This is a genomic window from Vibrio sp. 1-1(7) (genome assembly GCF_013048485.1).
GTDB lineage: Bacteria > Pseudomonadota > Gammaproteobacteria > Enterobacterales > Vibrionaceae > Vibrio > Vibrio fujianensis.
Map to the genome: position 1 here is coordinate 112778 of NZ_VHSP01000002.1, position 26334 is coordinate 139111.

21 protein-coding genes are annotated in these 26334 nt (G+C 43.5%); 11 read left to right on the forward strand and 10 right to left on the reverse strand.

The genetic code is table 11. The features are described 5' to 3' along the window. The first annotated feature begins 55 nt into the window (after positions 1–55). A complete protein-coding gene (locus FKN05_RS08675) occupies positions 56–238 on the forward strand; it encodes a hypothetical protein (RefSeq protein ID WP_170887326.1) in 183 nt (60 codons plus the stop codon). Continuing rightward, positions 220–1446, forward strand: a complete 1227-nt coding sequence (locus FKN05_RS08680) for a site-specific integrase (RefSeq protein WP_170887327.1) — start codon at positions 220–222, stop codon at positions 1444–1446. Before FKN05_RS08675 ends, FKN05_RS08680 begins: the two co-directional genes overlap by 19 nt. A 20-nt stretch (positions 1447–1466) precedes the next feature. On the opposite strand, the gene FKN05_RS08685 is transcribed toward FKN05_RS08680, so the two are convergent. The 4 genes from FKN05_RS08685 to kbl all read right to left on the reverse strand — a co-directional run bounded on the left by FKN05_RS08685 (position 1467) and on the right by kbl (position 6532). Beyond that, a complete protein-coding gene (locus FKN05_RS08685) occupies positions 1467–2330 on the reverse strand; it encodes a DNA adenine methylase (protein WP_170887328.1) in 864 nt (287 codons plus the stop codon). 68 nt (positions 2331–2398) lie between these two features. Next, the gene (locus FKN05_RS08690) at positions 2399–3916 is read right to left on the reverse strand and encodes a ParB/RepB/Spo0J family partition protein (RefSeq protein WP_170887329.1); all 1518 of its coding nucleotides are present in this window, start codon (positions 3914–3916) and stop codon (positions 2399–2401) included. Between the two features lie 391 nt (positions 3917–4307). Then, positions 4308–5339, reverse strand: a complete 1032-nt coding sequence (gene tdh, locus FKN05_RS08695; RefSeq protein ID WP_099610907.1) for an L-threonine 3-dehydrogenase, zinc-binding type — start codon at positions 5337–5339, stop codon at positions 4308–4310. Beyond that, the gene (gene kbl, locus FKN05_RS08700) at positions 5336–6532 is read right to left on the reverse strand and encodes a glycine C-acetyltransferase (protein WP_099610908.1); all 1197 of its coding nucleotides are present in this window, start codon (positions 6530–6532) and stop codon (positions 5336–5338) included. The genes tdh and kbl overlap by 4 nt, the downstream gene beginning before the upstream one ends. 618 nt (positions 6533–7150) lie before the next feature. Here kbl and FKN05_RS08705 point away from each other — a divergent pair. Continuing rightward, the gene (locus tag FKN05_RS08705; RefSeq protein WP_099610909.1) at positions 7151–8083 is read left to right on the forward strand and encodes a LysR family transcriptional regulator; all 933 of its coding nucleotides are present in this window, start codon (positions 7151–7153) and stop codon (positions 8081–8083) included. A 56-nt stretch (positions 8084–8139) separates the two neighbouring features. Here FKN05_RS08705 and FKN05_RS08710 read toward each other — a convergent pair whose 3' ends face one another. Both FKN05_RS08710 and FKN05_RS08715 read right to left on the reverse strand, forming a co-directional pair. Beyond that, positions 8140–8529, reverse strand: a complete 390-nt coding sequence (locus FKN05_RS08710; protein ID WP_099610910.1) for a cytochrome b562 — start codon at positions 8527–8529, stop codon at positions 8140–8142. A 197-nt stretch (positions 8530–8726) separates the two neighbouring features. After that, a complete protein-coding gene (locus FKN05_RS08715) occupies positions 8727–9482 on the reverse strand; it encodes a phosphatase (RefSeq protein WP_170887330.1) in 756 nt (251 codons plus the stop codon). Between the two features lie 210 nt (positions 9483–9692). On the opposite strand from FKN05_RS08715, the gene FKN05_RS08720 reads away from it, so the two are divergent. The 5 genes from FKN05_RS08720 to FKN05_RS08740 all read left to right on the forward strand — a co-directional run bounded on the left by FKN05_RS08720 (position 9693) and on the right by FKN05_RS08740 (position 16760). Then, a complete protein-coding gene (locus FKN05_RS08720; RefSeq protein ID WP_099610912.1) occupies positions 9693–12566 on the forward strand; it encodes an HD domain-containing phosphohydrolase in 2874 nt (957 codons plus the stop codon). A 245-nt stretch (positions 12567–12811) separates the two neighbouring features. Then, positions 12812–14314, forward strand: a complete 1503-nt coding sequence (zwf, locus tag FKN05_RS08725) for a glucose-6-phosphate dehydrogenase (RefSeq protein WP_161427875.1) — start codon at positions 12812–12814, stop codon at positions 14312–14314. After that, positions 14311–15027 (forward strand): 6-phosphogluconolactonase, encoded by a 717-nt coding sequence (pgl, locus tag FKN05_RS08730; RefSeq protein WP_099610913.1) that lies wholly within the window; start codon positions 14311–14313, stop codon positions 15025–15027. Before zwf ends, pgl begins: the two co-directional genes overlap by 4 nt. Positions 15028–15040: 13 nt before the next feature. Then, positions 15041–16489: a decarboxylating NADP(+)-dependent phosphogluconate dehydrogenase gene (gnd, locus tag FKN05_RS08735; RefSeq protein ID WP_099610914.1), complete on the forward strand. Its 1449-nt coding sequence runs from the start codon at positions 15041–15043 to the stop codon at positions 16487–16489. Between the two features lie 133 nt (positions 16490–16622). Further along, entirely contained in the window at positions 16623–16760 is a 138-nt protein-coding gene (locus FKN05_RS08740) for a hypothetical protein (protein ID WP_170887331.1), read from the forward strand. 123 nt (positions 16761–16883) lie between these two features. On the opposite strand, the gene FKN05_RS08745 is transcribed toward FKN05_RS08740, so the two are convergent. Then, the gene (locus tag FKN05_RS08745) at positions 16884–17822 is read right to left on the reverse strand and encodes a LysR family transcriptional regulator (protein WP_170887332.1); all 939 of its coding nucleotides are present in this window, start codon (positions 17820–17822) and stop codon (positions 16884–16886) included. 123 nt (positions 17823–17945) lie between these two features. On the opposite strand from FKN05_RS08745, the gene FKN05_RS08750 reads away from it, so the two are divergent. Next, positions 17946–18809 carry an MBL fold metallo-hydrolase gene (locus FKN05_RS08750; protein ID WP_170887333.1) on the forward strand — a complete coding sequence of 288 codons (864 nt, stop codon included), beginning with the start codon at positions 17946–17948 and terminating at the stop codon, positions 18807–18809. After that, positions 18803–19450 (forward strand): DsbA family protein, encoded by a 648-nt coding sequence (locus FKN05_RS08755; RefSeq protein WP_099610917.1) that lies wholly within the window; start codon positions 18803–18805, stop codon positions 19448–19450. Before FKN05_RS08750 ends, FKN05_RS08755 begins: the two co-directional genes overlap by 7 nt. A 103-nt stretch (positions 19451–19553) precedes the next feature. Here FKN05_RS08755 and katG read toward each other — a convergent pair whose 3' ends face one another. After that, positions 19554–21731, reverse strand: a complete 2178-nt coding sequence (gene katG / locus FKN05_RS08760) for a catalase/peroxidase HPI (RefSeq protein ID WP_099610918.1) — start codon at positions 21729–21731, stop codon at positions 19554–19556. Between the two features lie 673 nt (positions 21732–22404). On the opposite strand from katG, the gene gdhA reads away from it, so the two are divergent. Continuing rightward, positions 22405–23757, forward strand: a complete 1353-nt coding sequence (gene gdhA / locus FKN05_RS08765; RefSeq protein WP_161427872.1) for an NADP-specific glutamate dehydrogenase — start codon at positions 22405–22407, stop codon at positions 23755–23757. A gap of 60 nt (positions 23758–23817) precedes the next feature. Here the strand turns inward: gdhA and FKN05_RS08770 are convergent, their stop codons facing one another. After that, a complete protein-coding gene (locus FKN05_RS08770; protein ID WP_161427873.1) occupies positions 23818–24876 on the reverse strand; it encodes an oxidoreductase in 1059 nt (352 codons plus the stop codon). A 133-nt stretch (positions 24877–25009) separates the two neighbouring features. Continuing rightward, positions 25010–26317: a nicotinate phosphoribosyltransferase gene (gene pncB, locus FKN05_RS08775; protein WP_161427874.1), complete on the reverse strand. Its 1308-nt coding sequence runs from the start codon at positions 26315–26317 to the stop codon at positions 25010–25012. Positions 26318–26334 lie beyond the last annotated feature (17 nt).

Below are 26334 nucleotides of genomic sequence, written 5' to 3' on the forward strand. Positions count from 1 at the left end.
CAAATCTTTTTGGTGGTTACGCCCAAAGACATAACAAGCTATATAGGTCTGAACAATGAGTAGATCTCAAATTGCTATTGTCACGCTTAAAAAGGCTGCGGAAGAAATTGGCCTAAGCACAAAGACATTGAGAGAAAAGGCTCTTGACGGTCAATACCCATCCACTGTCATGAGAAAAATTCACGGCACTTGGATGGTTGATATTGAAGAGTGGAATAGATGGCACAGAATGCAATAGTAGATAACCTCCCATCCGGTATTGAAGTACGTGGTAACTCCCTACGTATTTCGTTCTACTACAATGGCAAACGCCACCGCGAATCTTTAGGGCTCCCCCCTACCAAACAGAACATCAACTTTGCGAGGCAAAAGCGTGAAGCTATCCAGTACGAGATCAAGATCGGTACATTCAATTATGCTTTTCACTTTCCAAACTCCAAACATGCCTCAGGAAAACCCAAGGCATTAGATATTAAGCATCTTTCGGAACTATTTCTTGCATCAAAAGAGCACGATATTCGAACTTCTACTTACAACCGATACAAGTGGGTGCTGAAAGACTTTGCTGAAACTTACGGTGCAAACCGAAGTTGTGACACATTATCCCCTCGTTCGCTTACTCAGTTTCGGCAAGAACTGGTAAAGGGGCGAAGTAGCAGAACAGTGAATAATAACCTAGTGACGATCAACGCCTTTTTATCCTGGTTACACAAAATGGAGTATGTCAGTAGAGATCTTTCGAATGCTCTAAAGCGAGTGAAACAAGGGGAATCGGATATTCAGCCTTTCTCAATGGAAGAAATCACCAAAGCTCTTTCTGTATGCCGCCAACTGCAACATCGTAATATGATTACCTTGCTCGTTTACTCTGGAATACGCAGTGGTGAGCTTTGCGCACTAGCTTGGGAAGATGTTGACTTTGAAAACAAGACCATTCAAATTCGCCGCTCGACCTACGATCATCGTGGGCTGAAAACGACAAAAACAGATAAAGAAAGATTTGTCGATTTACTGCCACCAGCCGTTGAAGCACTAAAAGCTCAGCGTCACCTAACTTATTTATATCCAGCCAAAGAACACAGTGTAGAACTACCGGGCAAAACATTTAGAACTGAAAAACTGCGCTTTGTATTCAACCCCAAAGCCGTAAGAGAACAGAAAAACAGTGACTATGACTACTATGGTAAGCGAGCCCTTGGAAGAGTCTGGACAGAACTGTGCAAAAAGGCTGACATTCCTCATCGTAACCAATATCAGCTACGCCATACTTACGCTAGCTGGATGATCACCCACGCCAATGTGAACATAAGTTACTTGGCTCAACAGATGGGACATGCCGACATTACAATGGTGGCAAAAGTTTACGGGAAGTGGTTAAAGGAATCGAACAAGAAAGAGTCTGATCGGGTGTGGCTTGAACTGCTAAAGCTGAAGAACAGTATTTGATATGCAAAGTTAAATGTAAACTATGTGCTTTTAAGTAAGGACAAAGCCAGATTTGGAGGAGTGATGGATGGACCATAGATCATAACTTCAGCTCCTTTCTTCTTTTCCTGAGCTGTATAGCTTAAGAAGTATTCATCAGTGCGGTAAGCAGCGTAGATTTCTTTTATTTGAGGCACATTATCATAGGACACAATCCAAGGGTGTGACACTGAACTAAGTGTCTTAGCGATTTCTACATGATCGTCATGTCTATAGAAGTTTCGATAAAGACCTTGTCCTTTCACATAATAAGGAGGGTCAAGATAAACTAGTGTTTTTTCCGGAAGCGTAGGGACAACAGTAGTAAGCAAATCTACCGCATCTTTATTGTACACATGTATTCTATCTTTAAAACGGCCGATCATTTGGATACGTTTAGTCAAGTCGTCCTTGTTAAAGCGAACATCAAGCTTCCACTTCCCACTTTGCTCTTTTCCTCCAATTACACCAGCTTTCAGTATTCCTGACCGGTTTGTTCTGTTTAAAAAGAATGTAGCAAAAGCGACTTCCAGCATGTTGTAGGCCGATGGGTTATTCAAGACTACCTTTTGTTTATGCCAATTTTCTATTGTTACTGGTGTATCATGGATTACTTTGCATAAATCATCGGTTTGCTCTGTAGCAATTTTCCAAAAAGAATAGATTGCCGGATCTAAGTCATTAATATGTATATGACTTGCAAATTCATTAAATAGTAGATCTAGTGCAACCCCTGCACCACCAGCAAACGGTTCGACATAGTGTCCATCAAGTAGCTCATTAGTTTCGAATACTTGTTTAACGAAATGGGAAAATTTGCCTTTTCCTCCGGGGTAACGGAGAGGTGTTGAAAATTTATGCGACATCGTTTCAAATTGATTGAGAGATCATACGTAAATTAGACCACATTTTGTATATGATGGCCATACCTGAATCACGACCAGATCGCCTCTAGTAAAGGCTTATACTCTTCAGCCACGTCTTTAAGTTCCGAAGCAATGGGCGAACTGGCGGCACTATGCACAAACAAGTTTAGATGATCAATCGAACCGACTTTGTCTAATGCTCCTGCTCTTTTTGAGATCGCTCTATGTTCTTGACCACCGATGCATTGTCTCTTTTCTAGATGCGCACTTACTGCAACAACTTTTTTCCACAACGGATCTTTTTCAGATAAAGGCTGTTGGTTATCTGTTTTCTTCACAGGGGTAGGCGACTTCTCATAACGCTTAGTGTAATCATCACAGCTTGTTTCCAAAAAGACTCTAAAAGTTACTGCAACTGCATTTGGTGTTTTATCAACTATCAAAGAACTTTTGAGTTCTCTATAAATTTCGTTAATACGAGAATTGCCAATTCTAAGAGTCCACGGAAACAGGTATTTTCTTGCCTTAGTCGTTCTTTGAGATATGGTTTTAGAATTACTTTGAGTACCATCTCCGCTACCTTGAGGAGCAGTATCATCTTTAGATGCAGTATCACCTTTAGATGCAGTATCGCTGTTTTCTCCGCAATTAGATTCTGATGATGGCTCCTTATTACCACTTCCATTCATTCCGTTGCTATTTTGTGCACTACCATTATGACTACTTCCTTGTCCGTTTGGAGACGAAGCGCCACTATTTTGCTCTTGTTTACTAGGCAGCAGCTCTGGTGGTATGTGGCTAATAAATTCACGACGATCTTTATTTCCTCGTATGTCATTAACGTTGTACCCTTCTTGTACAAACATTGATATCGCAAATTCTACGCTTGGGGCTATATACTTGAGAGCAACACTAGGAATAAGAAGTTTGTTTTCGATCTTTAGCTTAAAAGTGTTTTGAGCAGGAGTGGATGCAAATAAACGGGTCAGTGTAGTAACCGGTATTTTCTTTATATTTTCTACTGTTTTGGAACCAAATATCTCAGCGTTTTCAGAGACCAAAGTCCTTATCTGACGCCCAACGGACTCCACTCCAGTCGCTCTTGAACGAACTTCATCACGAATATCACTGCTCCAATTTACTCGGCCCACACCGTTGTTCTGTCCAGTGTGCTTAAGTTCTACCCAAATACTTCCATGAGCTCGACTGGGAACAACGCTGCATGCAATCTCATAGGGTAAGTTACCGCTCAGTTTTTCCTGAGCGCCTTTAAACCCACGAACAAATTTTTCTACTGGGCACAACAAAGGGTTCTGAAGCATTTTTAATGCAGTCAATCTTCTGTTTCCTTCAAGGACCACATAAGAGCCGTCTTCATCTGGGTATACTAATTGAAGCTCTGTCGGATCAAGTCCATTCTCTGCGATATGTTCGGCCAATCGAACTAACTTTTTAACATCTTCGACATCAGCCATCATTAGTTCAAGTGCTTCTCTTTGGCTCTGAGCAATATCTCCACCAAATCGCACATTCTCTTGATCAAGTTTAATTGAATTGAGAGGTATAAGTTGAATGTCTCTTTCCATACCAATTGGCTCCCGACGTATCTAAAATGAACTTGTAAAATACTATTATTTTAATTGCGTAACGTTATAACAGAAAACAATATTAATAGTTAGCGCGAGTTAACCAGATATAGATCTGTCTGTCCTAATTATCCATTTTTAAATACAAAACATCGCTCAATGTTGTTCCATAGAGACTTGGCGGAGAGATTATGGTTTGCTATGTCTGAGTACTACTAGTCACACCAGTTATATGGGACCAAATTTTAGAAATAAGTTTGATAATTGCAAAGCGATGGGACCAAAATGGGACCATTCGTGGGGCTAAAAACAGCTCGATCTTCCATTTTACTGTTTATGCTTACAGTGATAGTAAAAATGAACAGCGCCCCTTTTCGGAGCGCTTTGTTCATTATTCCCAATCAAGGATGACTTTACCGGAAGCCCCGCTACGCATAGCGTCGAAGCCTTTTTGAAAGTCATCCACTTTGAAGTGATGAGTGATGATTGGGGTTAAATCTAAGCCCGATTGAATGAGGCTTGCCATCTTGTACCAAGTTTCGAACATTTCCCGACCATAAATGCCTTTGATGACTAAGCCTTTAAAAATCACTTGGTTCCAATCAATCGCCATCGATGAAGGTGGAATACCTAGCAAAGCCACCCGTCCGCCATGATTCATGGTTTGCAGCATCGAGCTAAACGCACTTGGTACTCCAGACATTTCAAGGCCGACATCAAAGCCTTCTGTCATGCCGAGTTCATTCATGACCTCTTCAAGTGTTTGCTCTGCGACGTTAACCGCCCGCGTTACACCGATTTTACGTGCTAAATCAAGGCGGTATTCATTCACATCGGTGATCACCACATGACGAGCACCAACATGTTTCGCCACCGCTGCCGCCATAATACCGATTGGGCCAGCACCAGTAATGAGTACATCTTCTCCGACTAAATCAAACGACAACGCTGTATGAACCGCATTGCCAAAGGGATCAAAAATCGCCGCCAAATCATCAGAAATATCGGCTGGAATTTTAAACGCATTAAAAGCGGGTATCACTAAATACTCTGAGAATGAACCGGTGCGATTCACCCCCACCCCAATCGTATTGCGGCAAAGGTGAGTACGACCACCACGGCAATTACGACAGTGACCACACGTAATATGACCTTCACCAGAAACGCGATCTCCTATTTCAAAACCGCGAACTTCTTGACCAATACCAACCACTTCACCGACGTATTCATGGCCCACCACCATAGGTACAGGGATGGTTTTTTGCGACCATTCATCCCAGTTGTAAATATGCACATCGGTGCCACAAATGGCGGTCTTTTTGATTTTAATCAGCAAGTCATTATGACCCAGCTCTGGCATATCCACTTCGGTCATCCAGATACCTTGCTCGGGTTTTAACTTGGCTAATGCTTTAATTTTCATTTGATAAGCCCCATCTCTTGGCCGACTTCAATAAAGACGTCAATCGCTCTGTCGAGCTGCTCGCGACTGTGAGCCGCTGACATTTGCGTGCGGATCCGCGCCTGACCTTTTGGCACCACCGGGAAAGAAAAACCAACCACGTAAATGCCCTTCACTAATGCACGCTCAGCAAACTCAGCGGCCACTTTCGCATCACCCAGCATAATCGGGATGATCGCATGATCAGCGCCGCCCATGGTAAAACCTGCTGCTTCCATACGAGTACGAAAATGTGCTGCGTTGCTCCACAATTTATCGCGCAGCTCACCACTTTCAGCTAACAGATCCAAAACACGCAAAGAAGCGGCGACAATTGCTGGTGCAACGGAGTTTGAGAACAGATAAGGACGTGAGCGCTGGCGCAGCCAATCAATCACTTCTTTTTTACCAGAAGTATAACCACCAGAAGCGCCACCCATCGCTTTGCCTAGCGTTCCGGTAATAATATCAATTCTGTCGATAACGTTATGATATTCATGCGTACCACGGCCATTTGCGCCCATAAAGCCGACTGCATGGGAATCATCCACCATCACCAAAGCATGGTATTTGTCCGCTAAATCACAAATCGCTGGCAAGTTCGCCACTACGCCGTCCATAGAGAAAACACCATCTGTGACAATCAGCTTATGGCGTGCGCCCGCTTGGTCAGCAGCAATCAGCTGCTGCTCCAACTCTTGCATGTTGTTATTGCTGTAACGAAAACGCATCGCTTTACATAAACGAACGCCATCAATGATCGAAGCGTGATTCAGCGCATCAGAGATGATGGCATCTTCTTTATCAAGTAGTGTTTCAAATAACCCGGTGTTCGCATCAAAGCACGAGGTGTAAAGAATGGTGTCTTCTTTGCCCAGGAAAGCAGACAGCTTCTCTTCAAGCTGCTTATGGATATCTTGCGTACCACAGATAAAACGTACCGAAGCCATCCCGAAACCATGGGTCGCCATACCTTGCTGGCCCGCTTCAATCAAAGCCGGATGATTAGCCAAACCAAGATAATTATTGGCGCAAAAGTTAAGCACTTCTTGACCGGTTGAGATAGAAACCGCCGCTTGTTGTTGTGAGGTGATCACACGTTCAGACTTATAGAGACCTTCGGTTTTAACATCATCCAGCTGTTGGCGTATTTGTTGATAAAAATCACAAGACATTGCTATTTCCTTCTTTAATATTCTTGCTCGTTCACGATGTGGAACCATTTAGTAAATTTCCCATTTACACTGTAAAGCCACTGACATAACAGGCTTTACAATGGTGGAACTTTGAATCAGTGTAAGTGTAATCGATGTCTAGAGAGAGCATTATCTTGGGTTGTGGAAAATCATTTATGAAATAAAATCACAAATAAACGACTGAGGAATATAAAATTAATATCAATAAACCTTGGCACAGATCACAAAAGTGAATATTAAAAATGATACACAAGGGCTGATTGGTCATTAATCTGCCAGAATAGTGCGTTTGTGTCGCAATAACTCGGCAATTGACGATGAAACACCCAATGAAGAACTCAAATAAAATACATTTTATACCCAAACAACTTGGAGTGGCAGGTAGGCGACAAGTGAGTCAATCCCCATCAGCATAGACAGGCTAGTTGATTGGGGTGAAAGAACGTAGCCAACACCCGTGCAGCTTCAAGTAGGAAGGGGATATTGATAAATAAAAATAAAAACATAATAAAAGCGAATAATTTAGCCATACAACTATCCTATCGATAGATGGTTATAAACTCCTATTAGCAATTTATCAGAGTAAGCACACCCATTATGCTTAATACGAAACTCATCAGCCTACTCCCAGATCTAGCCACTTTTATTTTAGTGGTTAATGAAGGTAGCTTTACTGCTGCCGCCCAAAAACTGGGGGTTACGCCATCAGCATTGAGCAAGCTGATTACTCGCCTAGAACTGGCGCTTTCTGTTAAATTATTTGAAAGAACGACCCGCAAACTGGTCATTACTCAAGCCGGACAAAGAGTCTATGATCAGTGCTTAGTGATGGTTAATGCCGCCCAGCAAGCTTTTGAATTATCTCATGCTGACCATACTGAACCCTCTGGAGCATTAACGATTGCAGCTCCCGAAGCCTTTCTTAATTCGGTTCTCCAGCCTTTCGTCATTCCTTTCCTCAAGCAGTACCCTCTCATTCAGCTCAAATTGCGGGTTATCGATGGAGAGATTGATCTGTTCCGCCATAACATCGATGTGGCTTTTAAACTAACAGATAAACCCGATGAAAATTTAGTGCTACGTGAATTGTGCAAAACAAACTTAGTGCTGTGCGCGAGCCCTACCTATTTGCAGGAGCGAGGCACGCCTTGTCACCCAACAGAGTTGAAAGAGCATGATTGCTTATATCTTGCAGAGACGGAACGCGATCATATTTGGGATTTTCTTAAAGAGGATGAATTCCATACCGTGCCCATTTCAGGTCGCTATGCCGTCAACCATTCGCAAATGCGCCTAAATGCAGTAAAAAGTGGACTGGGAATTGGAATTTTCCATGATTTTGTTATACAAAATGCTTTAGTAAAGGGGGAAGTGGTTCAATTACTACCAGATTGGACGATAAAAAGTAACTACCACGGAGCCATTGCCATGCAGTATGCTCAAACCAAATATATGCCCGCTCGATTACGCGTCTTTATTGATTTTATTCTGCTGCACCTCAAACCTAAATTAGCAACACCAGCAAAATGATTCCCCATCCCCAAACGCACATGGGCGATGGGAGAATCATTATCATCACCTAACCGCTAGCCAAATAAACGTTGCCATAGACTCGGCTTTTTTTTCTCATGATATTCAATACGAAGATCATCGACTTCTTTTAGTGACCGTTTAGCCGCATCAAATTCACCTGCTGAGAGTTCATTCGTCACTTGATCTAAGGCCACCGTCAGCTTGTTAAACCCTTCTTGATAAATACTTGCTCTTTCTGGTGGGTATTGCGCCTGTTTTGCTTGTGTTACCAACACGCTCAACTGTGCAATGGGCACTTGCATGTCTTCAACAGTTTGCGCTTCTGCTGCGGCCTTAAATTCCAATTTCATCTGTTGCATGAGTGGTTTCAGATCCATATTAGCCGCCCATGCCTGACTAGCGACTAATAATAGTCCCGTACTCAACAGTAAACGTTTTTTCATTGTATAACTTCCTTATAATGTCTATGTCCAAACGACTTGCAGTTGCCGGTAGGCGGCAAAGGAGTTTATCCCCATTAACATAGACCAACTATGTGATTGGGGTAAACGAAAACAGCTAGCACCACTGCGTCTTCAAGTAAAAGGGGATATACCTATTTTGCTTAAACAACCGATCAAAAAACCAGACATATTTACCTTTATTGATATTCAAAAATAGATTGATATTCAGAAATAGGCTGGCGTCCGCGTAGTGCAAGAAAGGCCAAAAATTGTTGCGGGCAATGAGTAATAACGCTGGATGGCTCGACACCAACCTTATCTAATAATTCACTCGCGAGCGTTAAATTGCCGACGTCATGACAAAAGTGCGCGTCACTCCCTGTTGTGATCCAGGCTCCCACCGATTTGGCTATTTCAGCGATATGATAACAACGCTCAACACTGCCCACTCGACTATGTCCTTTTAAGGTACTGTTATTAATTTCTATTGCAACATTATACTCTGCCGCACACTTAATCACGGTTTCAAAGTCAAAATCAAAATTGGGATTGCCTAAGTGTCCTAATGCATCTACCCGACCGCTTTTTATCGTGTTGATCAGCGCTTGGGTATGAACAGCTTGGGTACTCGGCTGAAAAACTGGCTCATGAAAACTAGCGATAACCCAATCTAGATGTTGATCAACGGAAGGGTGAAGATCCACCTCACCTTGTACATTAAGAATATTTGATTCTATTCCTCGAATAATCGCTACATCATGTAAAAAGCGGGGTAAAATTCGTTGATTGGCAAAAAACCAATAATGAGGAGCCCCAGGCATCGACTCAGCATGATCGGTAGTACAGAACATCTGCAGCCCTTTTTCTTGCGCCGCTTTAGCATTTTCGATTAACGTACTATAAGCGTGACCACTAGCGTATGTGTGTGTATGAGTATCGACCGCAAGTTTCATAACCAACTCCCTTATATTTAGCAGGTGAACAGTTTACCAGCCTGAGAATCAGCTTACCAATCGTATACCCAGAGGCCCTTTCAATGTCATATATCGGATCAAATCTCGCCCTCCGTCATCTTGGGTGAGATTCACACAATCACTCCATCCGCTTGGCAACTCAATCGACCTGAACAATACTTAATCCATGACCTAACTTAGGATGTGATCATGGTGAAGCGCTATTTCTCCCTCAGCATACAAATCAGTACACTATTCATGGTACTGGTTGTGTTTATTGGCATGATACTTATTATGGTGGGCTCCCATTATTCTAAACAACTGGTTCAAGTTAGCCTGACACAGAGCCATCAAGAAAAACGAGAAAAAATAGAGCAGACTTTCCAGCAAGGTATTGCCCCAATCATCACCACGCTTGATTTTATGGCCTTCAGCCATTTTATTGATGGGCACTATCCTATTGATGAAGACATTCGCTCACTCAACGCATTAAATCTAATTTTTCAGCAAAATCCATATTTAGTAACGGTTTATTTCGGCAATGAAAATGGCGATTTCACCATGCTGGTTCCTTTATTTAACGAACAGAGCAAACAACGTTATCAAGCTCCGCAAGAAGCTCACTTACTGATTAATGAAACACTAGTCAATGGATATAGCCGCATCACCTTTTTAGATCAACACTTTATTCCTATTCAACAAACAGAACATCACGACACACCATTTGATCCACGTGTCCGCCCGTGGTTTGTGAATGCAAAAAGTGATGGTGCTATCCGCCTGACTGAACCTTATTTTTTTTACTTTATCAATCAGTACGGTGTATCGCTCTCGCGCCGATCCTTGGATCAAAAAAAAGTGGTGGGTGCCGATTTCACCCTAGATGGCCTCTCAGAACAGTTGTCAAACATCGCTTATACCGCCAATACTCAACTGGCACTCTTTGATCAAAATTTCCAACTATTGGCACAGCACAACACTTCAATGACATTCCGTGAACCTAGCTCAGGAGATCAAACCCCGTTTTCATCCAGTATCTTTGCCAATTTAACATCAGAAGCAGCCAAGAAAAGTACGCTGAAAACCTTCACTTTTGCGGATCAATCCTGGATTGGAGCAAACTCCTTGATTAAGTTAAGCCCAGAGGTAAACCTAATTCTTGCCCATGCAACCCCAGAAAATGACCTAATGGCAACCTTATTAAGCATTCGGGATAAACAAATATTCTTAGCTTTGTTCATGTTGAGTATTAGTTTTCTTTTTGTCCGGTTTGTTTCGAATAGAATTGCCAAGCCACTCAGTGATTTAGTCGTGCAAACCGGTAACATTTCTCGTTTTGATTTCCAAAAAACTCGCTATCCCAAAAGCATCATTAAAGAAGTTGCCGATCTAACGAAATCGATCGAATTGATGGAACACACGCTGCATGACTTATTACGCCTACTACGTGATGCTGCCTCTAACCAAGACTTTGACGTTTTTGCGAAAACCATTACTCATCAAGGTTATTTGATCACGAAGGCTGAAACTATTTTACTTTATACCTATAACCACGATCAGCAGCAGTTCACCACCGCCGCCAACCACGCAATCATACCATTTAAAATTGACATCAATACCTTAGTACAAAGCACACCTTGGCTATTGACCAAGCTACGTCAAGGACAAATCATACATTTAAATCGTAACGACAATGTATTATTCCCTTATAAAGATCAGCTATTTAATAGCGATATTTATCTGTTTCCATTAATTAATAAATCACGTCAACTGATTGGTGTACTGAATTTGGGGTACGAACGGGCAATCAAAAAATCGCAACTTGACAAACACGCGTTCCTGCGTGAAGTGCTTAGCTTTGCAGAAATTGCCAAAGATAATATTGATAAAATGCAGCAGCAAAAAGAGATGCTGAATGCTTTTATTACCTTAATCGCCTCGGCCATTGATACTAAATCTCCCTATACAGGAGGCCACTGCCAACGAGTGCCTGAATTGACCCAAATGCTCGCCAAAGCCGCAACTAAAGATAAGCGTTATTTCCCCGACTTCATCTTATCTACCGAACAGTGGGAAGAATTAATGCTCGCCGCTTGGATGCACGATTGCGGGAAAGTCACCACGCCCGAATATGTGGTCGATAAAGCGACCAAACTTGAGACGATTTATGACCGAATCCACGAAATACGTATGCGTTTTGAATTGCTGAAAGTACAAGCTGAAGCCGATTACTGGCAAGCCATCGCTAACGGTGGTAATCCCGTCACTCTACAAAAAACACTCACCAAACAACACCAGACGCTTGATGATGAATTTACCTTTGTCGCACAGTGCAATATTGGCAGTGAATCAATGACGGAGCAAGATATCGCCCGACTTGGACAGATTGCTCAACGACAATGGAAGCGCACCTTAGATGATCAAATCGGTATCTCTTGGCTGGAAGCTCAGCGTCATCGCAACAAACCCACCTTGCCAGTGATGGAAAACGTTCTGGCTGATAAAGTGGTTCATCAAATAAAATGGGATAGCGCTCCACTAGCAACAATAGAACAAGAAGGCTTTGTACTTAAGCCCAAACCGCTGCGCTATAACCGCGGTGAGCTGTATAACCTCAGTGTGCGCCGCGGCACCTTAACCGAGGAAGAACGCTTTATGATCAATGACCATATTATTCAAACAATTGTCATGCTAAAACGTCTTCCCTATCCAGAACATCTCAAAAATGTGCCCGACATTGCAGGAGGACATCATGAACGAATGGATGGAAAAGGCTACCCAAGAGGATTAAATGAACAACAACTTTCCATTCCAGCTCGCATTATGGCCATCGCCGATGTTTTCGAAGCACTGACATCGAGTGATAGGCCATATAAAAAAGCCAAAACACTCACCGAATCGATAGACATCATGACGACCATGGCGACCAGTGGCCATATTGATCCAAAACTTTACCTACTTTTTTTAGAACAGAAGGTGTACCAAACCTATGCCGATCAATTTCTCGATGAAGCACAACGAGACCAAGTCGCGATTGATCAACACATTCAAGCCGTGAAAACTTATTTACGCGACCAGTTTTAATTTATCTCGCACTTTGAACACTCAATATTTAATCGATTGCGTCATCAATAGTTGATGTATGTCAAATTGTCGTAGACAATACCTGCCAAAGAACGGTAGCCATTTCACTCACTGTGTGATCTGGATATCGGTTTTGACTATGAGCATGATAGCCAAAAACTACTTTTTATACGTGTACTGCGCTGCTAAAGTCAACAATCCTAGAGTTGGCGCATACTAAGTACTTCGTTTTTAAGGGAAAGATGATGGTAATACCTGAAAACAGCTGCATCGTTATTTTTGGTGCATCGGGAGATCTCACCTACCGTAAGTTAGTTCCTGCTTTATATCATTTATATGCAAGCAAACAACTTCCTGAATCCTTTTGTATTTTAGGTGTTAGTCGAACGGAATATAGCGATCAAACTTATCGAGAAAAATTAACACGCTCCCTGCAAGAGTTAGAAAAAACCGAACCCGCCATTCTTGATGCTTTCAGTGAACACCTTCACTATCAAGCCATTGACACTTCAAACGTTGATGATTATGCCAAGTTATCGACACGCCTTGATCAACTTGCGCTGCAATATCAACAAACCAAGCGTAATACGCTGTTTTATCTTGCTACCCCACCCAGCTTATATGGTGTCATCCCGAGTAATTTGGCCGCTCACGGATTAAATAGTGAACAAAATGGCTGGAAACGATTAGTTATCGAAAAACCATTTGGTTATGATTTAAAATCTGCACAGGCATTGGATATCGAAATCCACCGCTATTTTTCCGAACACCAAATCTACCGAATTGATCATTACTTAGGCAAAGAAACCGTCCAAAACTTACTGGTTTTCCGCTTTGCCAACGGTATGTTTGAGCCATTATGGAACCGGAATTTTATCGACTATGTCGAAATTACTGGCGCAGAATTTCTTGGCGTCGAAGAGCGTGGCGGTTATTACGATGGTTCCGGTGCAGTGCGTGATATGTTCCAAAACCATTTACTCCAAGTACTGGCTATGATGAGTATGGAGCCTCCGGCTGAAATTAATGCCAATGCCATTCGTAATGAAGTGAATAAAGTGTTGCAGAGCTTACAACCACTGTCTGAACAAGATCTACGAAATAACCTAGTACTCGGTCAATACACAGAATCAGAAGTACGAGGTAAGTTTTTACCCAGTTATCGAAATGAGCCAGGCGTGGCCGATGATTCTCGTACTGAAACGTATATTGCTTTGAAAATGTTTATTAATAACTGGCGTTGGAATGGTGTACCTTTTTACGTGCGCTCAGGTAAACGTCTGCCGACTCGAGTCACTGAAGTCGTCATCCATTTCAAACGTACACCCCACCCAGTTTTTGCTCACAATGCGCCAGAAAATAAATTAATCATCCGTATTCAGCCTGATGAAGGTATTCAGATGAGCTTTGGATTAAAAGAGCCAGGTGCTGGTTTTAAAGCCAAAGAAGTCGCAATGGACTTTCACTACACGTCACTCTCTGAGAAAAAAATGCTGACAGCTTATGAGCGTCTATTACTTGATGCTCTTAACGGTGATGCGACCTTGTTTGCAAGAACTGACGCGGTAGAAGCCTGTTGGAAATTTGTGCAGCCTATTTTAGATTTTAAACAAGATCCCCAATCACTTTATGGCTATGCTTGTGGCACTTGGGGGCCCAAAGAGTCAGATGATTTATTACAGCGAGATGGCCGTGAATGGCGCTTCCCATGTAAAAATTTAACCGATACGGATTATTGCGAATTATGATTAAAAATAAGATTTTTCCAACGGCAAACGCGGTTGTTGAATCCTTAGCGAAGGACTTACAGGCATACAGCCAACAAGGCCAGCCAATACATATCTCTCTTTCTGGCGGCAGCACACCGAAGATGTTGTTTAAATTGTTGGCTTCTCAACCGTACGCCTCCAACATTCAATGGCAAAACTTACATTTTTGGTGGGGTGATGAGCGCTGTGTGGCTCCCGATGATGCCGAAAGTAACTATGGCGAAGCGAACACGCTTTTATTTAGCCAAATCAACATTCCCGCGGAAAATATCCACCGTATTTTAGGCGAAAATGAACCCCATGCCGAAGCAAAACGTTTTGCCGAAGAAATGACGCAAATCGTTCCGGTGGAAAATGGCGTCCCAGTTTTTGATTGGATTCTATTGGGAGTCGGCGCTGATGGACATACCGCATCGCTCTTTCCTAACCTGACCAACTATCAAGATGAACAGCTATCGGTCGTGGCCACTCATCCAGAATCGGGGCAACTTCGTATTTCTAAAACAGCAAAAGTATTAGAAGCGGCAAAACGGATTAGTTACCTTGTTCTGGGCTCAAGTAAAGCCGAGATCGTCCATCAAATTCACACCACTCCAGCCGTAGCTCTCCCTTATCCAGCGGCGAAAATTCAGTCATCTCACGGTGCAACGGAGTGGTATTTAGATTTAGACGCAGCAGCAAAAATTGCGTAAAGGAGAATAAGAAATGAAAGGTGATATCGGTGTTATCGGCCTAGCAGTCATGGGCCAAAACCTTATCTTAAATATGAATGATCATGGCTTTAACGTGGTGGCTTATAACCGTACTACCGCGAAAGTGGATGAGTTTTTACAAGGCCCAGCCAAAGGCACCAAGATTGTCGGTGCTTACTCACTACAAGACTTAGTGGATAAACTTGCCACACCACGCAAAGTCATGCTGATGGTACGAGCTGGAGATGTGGTGGATGCATTTATCGATCAATTAGTTCCTTTACTCGATAAAGGCGACATCATTATCGATGGGGGCAATACTAACTACCCAGACACTAACCGCCGTGTTGCCGCGCTACGAGAGAAAGGTATTCACTTTATTGGTACTGGTGTTTCTGGTGGAGAAGAAGGTGCACGTTTCGGGCCTTCTATCATGCCGGGTGGTGCCGAGGAAGCTTGGCCAGCCGTAAAACCCATTTTTCAAGCCATTTCAGCCAAAACGGATTCTGGAGAACCTTGTTGTGACTGGGTCGGTAATGATGGTGCGGGACACTTTGTGAAAATGGTTCATAACGGTATCGAATACGGTGACATGCAGCTTATCACTGAAGCTTACCAGTTTATGAAAGATGGACTTGGGATGTCTGCGGATGAAATGCAAGCGGTATTTTCTGATTGGAACAAAACCGAACTTGATAGCTATCTTATTGAAATTACCGCCGATATCCTTGGCTATAAAGATCAAGATGGCCAACCATTAGTAGAAAAAATTCTTGATACTGCTGGTCAAAAAGGCACGGGTAAATGGACGGGGATTAATGCCTTAGACATGGGTATTCCGCTGACGCTAATCACTGAGTCCGTATTCTCTCGCTGCTTATCCGCACTTAAAGATCAACGTGTTGCTGCTGAACAATTATTTGCCAAAGCCATCACACCGGTTGAAGGTGATAAGCAAGCGTGGGTTGATGCGCTTCGTCAAGCCTTATTGGCATCGAAGATCATCTCTTATGCACAAGGTTTTATGTTGATGCGTGAAGCCTCGAATGAAAATGGTTGGGATCTTAACTACGGCAACGTAGCGCTAATGTGGCGTGGTGGCTGTATCATTCGTTCCGCTTTCTTAAGTAATATTCGTGATGCGTTTGCAGCAAACCCAGACATTGCATTCTTAGGTTCTGATCCCTACTTCAAAGGTATTTTGGATAACTGCCTTGGCGCGTGGCGTAAAGTGGCAGCGAAATCAATGGAAGTGGGAATCCCAATGCCGTGCATGACCTCAGCACTCACTTTCCTCGATGGCTATACCACCGCTCGTTTACCGGCAAACTTACTACAAGCCCAGCGTGATTACTTTGGCGCTCATACTTATGAACGTATCGACCGACCTCGTGGTGAGTTCTTCCATACCAATTGGACAGGAACGGGTGGTAATACCGCTTCCACGACTTATGATGTATAAATTTACTCGCCCTATTGACGGTAAATAAATTCATCCCTATTATCTACGCCTAAAAAATAAGCATCAGGGAGGATGTTAACTGAGTTAACATCCTCTATTTTTTGGTTAATTTTTATTACTGAGAGAATTAACAATGACCTTCAATAAGTACTTTGTATTTGCTCCTAAAGCATTGGAAGAAGGAACGCAGCAAAACACTGAATGGACATCGGATAAGGAAACTCAGCGCCAAGCAATGGTTAAACAGGCGCAGCAACAAGGCGGTTGCTAACGGCTTCCCCACCTTAACCGCTTTTGTTGCGACTAAGGTGGGGCATCTTCCCGCAGTAATACTCAAGCATAAGACACGATCAGCGAATCTCGCCGATATCGTTGTCGCAATCTAGTGAATGGCTCACAAACATAAGGGTTGCCACACTCTATCCATCCCGATGCTTTGCTTAGAAAGCGACTCGCCAGGTAAAAACTCTGCGACCAAATGATCGATCAAATGGCGAACAGCAGGAGCAAGATGCTTTCGTGATGGATATAATGCATAGATTGCCATCGTTTGTGGTTGCCAATCGGGTAATAAGCGTATTAATTGTCCATTCGCTAATGCTCGCGCAACAAGGTAAGTCGGTTGTAAACTCACCCCCATTCCATAAATCGCAGCACTCAAGAGTGCCGTTGCCTCGTTAGCACTGAATGCACATTGTACCTCTACTGACGTCTGTTGCTCTCCTTGACTTAAATGCCAAATATGTCGCTCTGCACTTTTATATCCTAAACAGCGGTGCAAGACTAAATCTTGCGGAATGGTAATCTCAGGCTGAGTAGCTAAATAGTCTGGAGCGGCGACCAATACCGACTCACACTCCGCAATCTTACGCCCAATCAAACTAGGGTCAGGATTAGAGGCAATCCTGATCGCAAGATCAATTCGCTCAGCAATAAGATCAGCCGTTTTATCCTGCACTTCCATATCAATCGATACCAACGGATGCTTTATTAAAAACGTCTTGATGGCAGGCACTAACTGCGAAAAACCAAAAGACATACTTGCCGCCAATTTTATCTTGCCACGCAAATCCTCTTTATTCATTGTCTGATGTAATAAAACTTCTGACTGCTGAACCCAAGCTTCAATTTCCGGCAAACATTGCTCACCAGCGCTCGTTAGTGACACCATCCGTGTTGTCCGGTTGAGTAATCGAATCGCCAACCAATTTTCCATGGTATCAATATAACGGGTCACCATTGGCCGTGACATGGTTAAACGTTCTGCGGTTGCTGTAAAGCTTTGAGTTATCGCCACATCTAGAAAAACTTTTGCTGCCGTGAGTCGATCCATAATTTGCTCGATTTAAGAAACAATGATGTTAATTATTAGCTATATATCCGAACAAGTCTAATTCGTATGATAGCTCCCGAACCGATAACCCACTTTCGATACTCTATTTTAGGATCAATCATCATGAAAAAACTGACTCTACTGACCGCAACGACACTGATCACCAGCACTGCATTTGCGGTACAGCAACCTTTAACACTGGACGTATACAACGCCGATGGCAATAGCTTTCATGTAAACTCAACCTTAGTTTACGGCGCAACAGAAGCCATGGTGATTGATACTGGCTTTACCAAAGCCGATGCCTTACGTATTGCCGCTAAAGTCATCGATTCAGGCAAAAACCTAAGCACGATTTTTATTAGCCAAGCGGATCCGGATTACTATTTTGGCGCGGAAGTATTACATGACCTATTCCCTGATGCGAAAGTCCTCACCACTCCGGGAGTTCGCGCGACGATTGAAGAGAAGCTCGATGGCAAACTAGCGTTCTGGGCTCCGAAAATGGGCACTAACGCGCCAGTGAAACCAGTATTACCGACCGCTTATCATGGTAAAACGCTCACCATTGATGGACAAACCATAGAGATCCACGATGCAGACGGTGAGCTAGCGCATCGCCCTTACTTGTGGATCCCAGCCAACAAAGCCATTTTGGGCAATGTAGCGGTCTACGGTAACGTTCACTTATGGATGGCCGATGCGCAAAGCGATGCCAGCCGTCAAGCGTGGGCACAGCAGCTTGAGCGTATGCAAGCCTTAAAACCAGAAGTGGTGATCCCTGGTCACATGATTGCCGGTACTCAATTAGATGCCTCAGCGATTAGCTTTGCTCAGCGCTATTTAGCGGATTTTGCCCAAGCAAAACAAACCAGTAAAGATAGTCAACAATTAATCAAACGTATGCTTAAGCTTTATCCTGAAGCCGGTTTACCCATGGCATTAGAGATTGGCGCAAAAGTACATATGGGTGAAATGCAATGGTAAAAGTACACTACTTTTTTGACCCAATGTGTGGCTGGTGTTTCGGTGCTAGCCCACTACTAGAAACACTGGCTGAAATGCCGACTATCACACTCAAGTTACATCCGGGTGGCATGTTGCCACGCTCCGAGTTGGCCGCCGAGTTTCGAGCGCATATATTAGAGGCAGATCAACAGATTAGCCTGGTGACTGGACAAGTTTTTGGTGAAGCGTACCGCTCGCGAATTGCCAGCCAGCAGCCGCTCATCGTTGACTCTTACCTTACCGCTCAGGCGATCATCGCCGCGGAAGCATTGCAAGGCCTAGGATTGGCGATGTTGAAAAAAATTCAGCAAGCCCATTATCAACGAGGATTAACAGTTGCCGAGCCAGAAGTATTGGCTCAGTTAGCAAGCCAATTAGGTATTGAACACGATAAATGGCACAACGCCATGCAGCAAGCCAAATCTGATTTACCGGCCACGATTGCCAATAGCCAACAACTGATGGCTCAGTATCAATTGCGGGGATTTCCATCACTGATGATTGAGCAGGCAAATGGCCAGTGGCACTCGGTTCAGCCGAGCGTTTATTATGGGAAGCTTAATCAGTGGCAAGCGTTTTGGCAATCAATGGCAGGTATCTCATCTGGCAGCCATGCCTAAACCAGTTAGGATGATCGATAATATTGAGGCCAGATTAAATCGAAAAGCGATCATTCACTTAAAAAACAGCCCCCAAACTTGGGGGCTATTGACGTTGATAAAGCTATTTTATCAGATCAAAACGATCAGCATTCATCACTTTGCACCAAGCCGCAACAAAGTCATGCACAAATTTTCCTTTGTTATCGTCTTGTGCGTACACTTCCGCATATGATCGAAGAATAGAGTTTGAGCCAAATACTAAGTCGACTCGCGTCGCTGTCCATTTGACTGCGCCAGATTGACGCTCGCATATTTGATACAAATTTCGCCCTTTAGGTTTCCAAGTGTACCGCATATCAGTTAAGTTCACGAAAAAGTCATTACTTAACACGCCGACATTGTCGGTAAAGACACCATGCGATGTTTCGCCATAGTTGGTACCTAATACGCGCATTCCCCCCATTAATACGGTCATTTCTGGTGCGGTAAGACGCATGAGCTGAGCGCGATCAAGCAACAATTCTTCTGGGCTAACAACATAGTCTTTCTTCAACCAATTCCGAAAACCATCAGATAAGGGTTCAAGAACATCAAATGATGCCACATCAGTTTGCTCTAATGTTGCATCGCCACGCCCAGGAACAAATGGTACCTTGACCTCAACACCCGCCGCTTTAGCCGCCATTTCAACTCCGACATTACCAGCAAGCACGATGGTATCCGCGACACTTATGCCAAACTCACTGGCGATGTTTTCTAGCACAGCAAGCACTTTTGCTAAGCGCTCAGGTTCATTACCTTGCCAATCTTTCTGTGGCGCAAGACGGATCCGCGCACCATTTGCACCACCCCGTTTATCGGATCCACGGAAGGTACGGGCACTATCCCAAGCGGTGGAGACCATTTCACTAATACTTAATCCGCTGGCGGCAATTTTCGCTTTTACCGCATCAACGTCATAATCGCTACGTCCCGCTGGGATTGGATCTTGCCAAATCAAATCTTCTTTAGGAACATCAGGGCCAATATAGCGAGCTTTAGGCCCCATATCACGGTGCGTCAGTTTGAACCAAGCACGAGCAAACACCTCAGAAAAATAAGCCGGATCTTGATAAAAACGCTCAGAAATCTTGCGATAAGCAGGGTCCATTTTCAGCGCCATATCGGCGTCAGTCATGATTGGGTTATAGCGAATACTTGGATCTTCGACATCAACTGGCTTATCTTCCTCTTTGATATTGATGGGCTCCCATTGCCAAGCGCCCGCTGGGCTTTTTTTCAATTCCCAATCGTAAGTAAACAATAAATAGAAGAAACCGTTATCCCACTGTGTTGGATTGGTTGTCCATGCCCCTTCAATACCACTGGTGACCGTATTACGCCCCACACCACGTGTGGTGTGATTGATCCAACCTAAACCTTGTTCTTCTAATTCCGCCCCTTCCGGATCAGGCCCTAAATTGGCCGCGTCGCCATTACCATGACATTTACCCACGGTATGACCACCAGCGGTTAACGCCACCGTCTCTTCATCGTTCATTGCCATACGTTCAAAAGTAACGCGCATATCATGAGCCGTTTTCAGTGGGTCAGGATTGCCATCAACGCCTTCTGGGTTGACATAAATCAACCCCATCATGACTGCCGCTAATGGGTTTTCTAGATCACGAACGCCAGAATAACGGCTATTTTTAGCGCCACTCGGTGCCAACCACTCTTTTTCTGATCCCCAATAAGTATCTTTTTCTGGGTGCCAGATATCTTCCCGACCAAAAGCAAAACCAAAAGTCTTAAGCCCCATCGATTCATAGGCCATGTTACCCGCGAGGATGATCAAATCTGCCCAGCTGATCTTATTGCCGTATTTTTGCTTGATTGGCCAAAGTAAACGACGAGCTTTATCTAAGTTAGCATTATCAGGCCAAGAGTTTATTGGTGCAAAACGCTGATTGCCGGTGCCTGCGCCACCTCGGCCATCAGCAATACGATAAGTTCCGGCCGAGTGCCAAGCCATACGGATCATTAAACCACCATAATGCCCCCAGTCAGCTGGCCACCACTCTTGGCTATTGGTCATTAACGCTTTCAGGTCGTTTTTTAAGGCATTAACATCGAGTTTTTTTAATTCTTCACGGTAATTAAAATCAGCCCCCATTGGGTTCGTTTTTGCGTCATGTTGATGCAAGATGTCAAGATTAAGTGCTTTAGGCCACCAATCCATGTTAGACATCTCGGCAGAGGTAACACCACCATGCATGACTGGGCACTTACCACCTGAATTTATCCCATTATTTTCCATTCTATTCTCCTTGCTATACATTGCTGCAGTGACTACCGAGTAATTTCACACATAAACGGTTATCTAGATCTAGGCTAAGCTATTTAAAAATCAAACACTAATACACTATAGCTATCAATTTAATAGACACTATCCCCAAACCACTTGAAGTAACCAGAAAACGGCAAGTGAGTGATAAATTTACCCAACCGAAGGCTGATTTTTATTAAAAGCCAATCTATATGATTGCGGAAAACCAACATCGCCAATACCGCGGTCGCCTCAAGTCACAAAGGGAATATCTCCCTTTAAAACATATCGATACTAAGGATAGGCGAGCCTAAAAAATTTTCCTTGTTCCCGTGACATGAATGAGTAAACTTTGATATTTATCAAGCGAGCAGATCGTTTTGCTCTTTATTTTGTGAGTGGTGACATGAAACCAAAGCATTCACCATAAAAATACTTGGCTGGTTTTTCGCCTTAATATTTATTTTTCCGACGTTGAATACATTTATACACATTTTTGCTGCATTTTATTTCATGATTCAATAGCATATATGGGTTGCTCTGGAATCATCAACACCCATTAACGAGCGAAAAACTCTTATTTTATCAAAAAGTTAGGAAAAGCCATGAGGGCATCATTTCCTAATCAAGGACATCAACAAATTAATCTCACAAGGAAATCATCGTGACTTACATTCATAACACTATAGCCAGATTAAAAAAAACAAGCCCCGCACAAGCCGAATTTTATCAAGCAGTAGAAGAGATCTTAGACTCACTACAACCCATCTTAGAAACCAATGAAAAATACAAAGCGCATGCCATCATCGAACGAATGGTTGAACCTGAGCGACAAATTATGTTTCGTGTACCTTGGGTTGATGATCAAGGAAATGTGCAAGTTAACAAAGGCTATCGGATTGAATTTAACTCGGCTTTAGGGCCATACAAAGGTGGACTACGTTTTCACCCGAGCGTCAATGCCAGTATCATCAAATTTTTAGGCTTTGAACAAGTGTTTAAGAATGCCTTAACTGGCTTACCCATTGGCGGTGGAAAAGGGGGCGCAAATTTCGATCCCAAAGGGAAATCGGATGCTGAAATTATGCGTTTTTGCCAATCGTTTATTAATGAATTGTACCGTCACATTGGCCCGACAAGTGATGTTCCAGCAGGCGATATTGGCGTTGGAGCACGTGAAATTGGCTATATGTTTGGTCAATATAAACGCTTAACGGGTAATTATGACGGCGTATTCACAGGAAAAAGCCTACTTTGGGGCGGTTCTTTGGTTCGTAAAGAAGCCACCGGTTATGGGTGCGTTTACTTCGCACAATACATGCTAGAAGATCACAATCAATCATTAGCAGGCAAAACCTGTCTAGTTTCTGGGGCCGGTAATGTGGCGATTTACACCATTGAAAAGCTCTATGAACTCGGTGCTCGCCCCATTACATGCTCGGATTCAAGCGGAACCCTCTACCATGAAACAGGCATTAACTTGGCGACCTTAAAAGAACTCAAAGAAGTGCGTAAAGTTCGTTTAGCAGAATACCTACAGTATCATTCTGATGCTCGTTATATTCCGGCTAGCGATTATCCAGCCGATGGTCATGCAGTTTGGCGCTTCCCTGCTGACTTAGCCTTTCCATGTGCCACACAAAATGAACTGACCGCACAAGATGCGCAAGCTCTTGTGGCCAATGGCGTTATCGCGGTATCGGAAGGTGCAAACATGCCGTCAACCCAAGACGCAGTAGAAGTGTTCCTTGATGCAAACATTTGCTACGGCCCAGGTAAAGCGGCCAATGCAGGAGGCGTGGCCACCAGCCAGCTAGAAATGGCGCAAAATGCCAGTATGCAAACGTGGAGTTTTGCCAAAGTCGATGAAAAATTAAAAGTGATCATGAAAAATATCTACCGCAATGCCCGTGATACGGCAGTAGAATTTGGCGAACCGAACAATTTGGTTCTCGGAGCCAACATTGCAGGCTTTCGAAAAGTCGCTGACGCAATGATCGAGCAAGGTGTGGTTTGATTATATCACCGAGGAGGGGGAAAATCCCCCCCTCACCTTTCTCTTAACAACTGAATATCGCTACATAATGCCCATCTCAGAAGCAATGACCGCTAACGTTCGTCCGGTTTTGCTGCTTTCTTGTGCTAGCTTAATTAAGGCGATATTTTGCAGCGCTTGCTCAGCAGGAACGGGGTTTTCAGTGCCCAACCGAATCGCATCGGCAACGGCTTTAAAGTAGTGCTGATAGCCGCCACACTCAGTGGTTATCGCCTGAGCCCCGGATTCACTATAGCGTTGACCATAAAGCGTTGGGTCTTCACTTACCCAGTGGTCACCAATAGGCTCTACCCCTTGTTTAAGCTGCGCTTCTTGTGGGTCAAGCCCCATTTTTTCGTATTTGGCAAGCGTTCCTAAGATCTTATAACGTAGATTGGGCTCGGGGCTGTATAGGTTAGAATGCAAATGCACTAAATGATTAGGGTAGTGCAAAATAAGATTATAGTAATCAATGGTTGTCGCGCCTGGGCGCATCATTCGACATTGAGCATTGATGGCTTGTGGAAGACCAAACAGCACCAACGCTTGATCCAATAAGTGTGGAGCTAAATCAAATAAAATGCCACCCCCCTCTTGTGCCTGTTCACGCCAACGCTGGCGAACGTCTGGACGATAACGATCAAAATGAGACTCGAATAAGCGCACCTCCCCCAAACGACCTTGTTCAATCATTTTTTTTACGGTGAGGAAATCCCCATCCCAACGCCGATTATGGAACACACTCAACACTCGCCGTTGCTCTTGCGCCAAAGTAATTAAAGCTTTGCCTTGTTCAATTTGGGTGACAAATGGCTTTTCAACGATCACATGTTTGCCATTTTCTAACGCACGCTTGGCCAAAGGGAAATGAACATCATTAGGAGCGGTAATAATCACCAGTTCTGCATCGCTGTGATCGAGTAATGCCTCGGCATCTTGATACCACTTCGCCTGTGGCCAATCATGTTCAACGGCAGATTGTTGACTAGAACTGATCGCGCATAGCTCTAGCTCAGGTAAGGTTTTTATAAATGGGAGGTGAAAGGTTTTAGCAGAATAACCGTAGCCAATAACGGCGGTTTTGATTGGCGTATAAATCATGACGTTTCTCTTTATGCATCTCGAGTTTTATTATCATGCCGAATCGGACTAATTAGGTAAAGTTTTACCTATTGCATGCACCACCTAAAAAAAGTATCCACCGGCATAGCCGGTGGTTTTCAGTCATGATTAGCTATGCAGCGGCAATGTATTGTCGTTTTCGACTCTTTTTTTGCTGTAACTCTAAAATTAACCGATCCATATCCACCTCAATATTAAAGCGTTGCTTCAGGTTAGCGAGAAAAATTGGGTCTTCACACATGGCTTTTTCTGGTTCATCACTCACCTTCGCTACCGGACGACCATTGCACTCAGTTAATTTAATCACCATCGACAACGGTTGATAGGCTTTATCCCGATCATTTTTCCAGCCCGCTAAATCATTAGTAAGAAAGGTTCCGATACCAAATGAGATACGAACTCGCCCTGCAAAGTATTCACACAATGATAATGCCTGGTCAAAGTTAAGCCCATCGGAGAAAATAAACAGCTTATTTTTAGGGTCAATGCCTAACTTTTTATAGTGAGCGAGCATTTTATCGCCCCAAGTAAACGGACAACCGGAGTCATGGCGAACCCCATCATAGGCTTTGGCAAGGTGCACATTAAAATCACGAATAAAGGCATCAATGGTTAAGGTATCGGTTGGGGCAATAGACAGCTGCCCATCAAACGCTCGTAACCACTGTTCTAAAGCAACTCGTTGTGAATCGCCGACATTGACTAAAGCTTGATGGCCCATAAACCACTCATGAGCAATTGTACCAATCGGTTTAAGGTTAAATTCACGAGCAAAATGGTAATTACTGGTACCAAGTAATAACTCGGGAATTTCTTGGTGCAGATAAGCAATCACATCGCGCTGAACTTGGCTGGAAAAACGGCGGCGAGTGCCCATTTCTGTCAATGAAAAATTCTCTATACCACGTTTTTTAAGTTCGACTTTTAAAGTCTGAACTTTTTCTGCCAATACTTGCAAAGGTAGCTCAATAGGCACTTGTGACCATCGACGGCGGCTACGAACTTCAGAGACGATCGCCATCACCAAGGTTTCATACAAAATGGTATCTCGCCATGCTCCCTGAATCGCAATACGTAACTGGTGCTTTCCCTCTTGCTTGATAATCCCCATCTCAACCTGACGCTCTGGTTGAAAATGAAAATAACGCAAGGATTGTAAAAACGAAGCTTTAAGATGAGGGGAGCTTTTCTCTAGATAGGTAATATCCGCATCAGAGAAACGTAAAGAGGCTAAATGCGCGATCTTTTCACGCACCTCTTCCAAAAGGTCACTAACATCTTCATCACTCCGAACAATCAATTCATAGCGAACTTGAACGTCAGGATAAAAAGAATGAATGGCCTGCATCATATTGATTTTATAAGCATCAAGATCCAACAAGCTGCGGATAAGGTGGGGAGAAAACAGGCAAGCGTTCATTATGCCATCCTTCCATT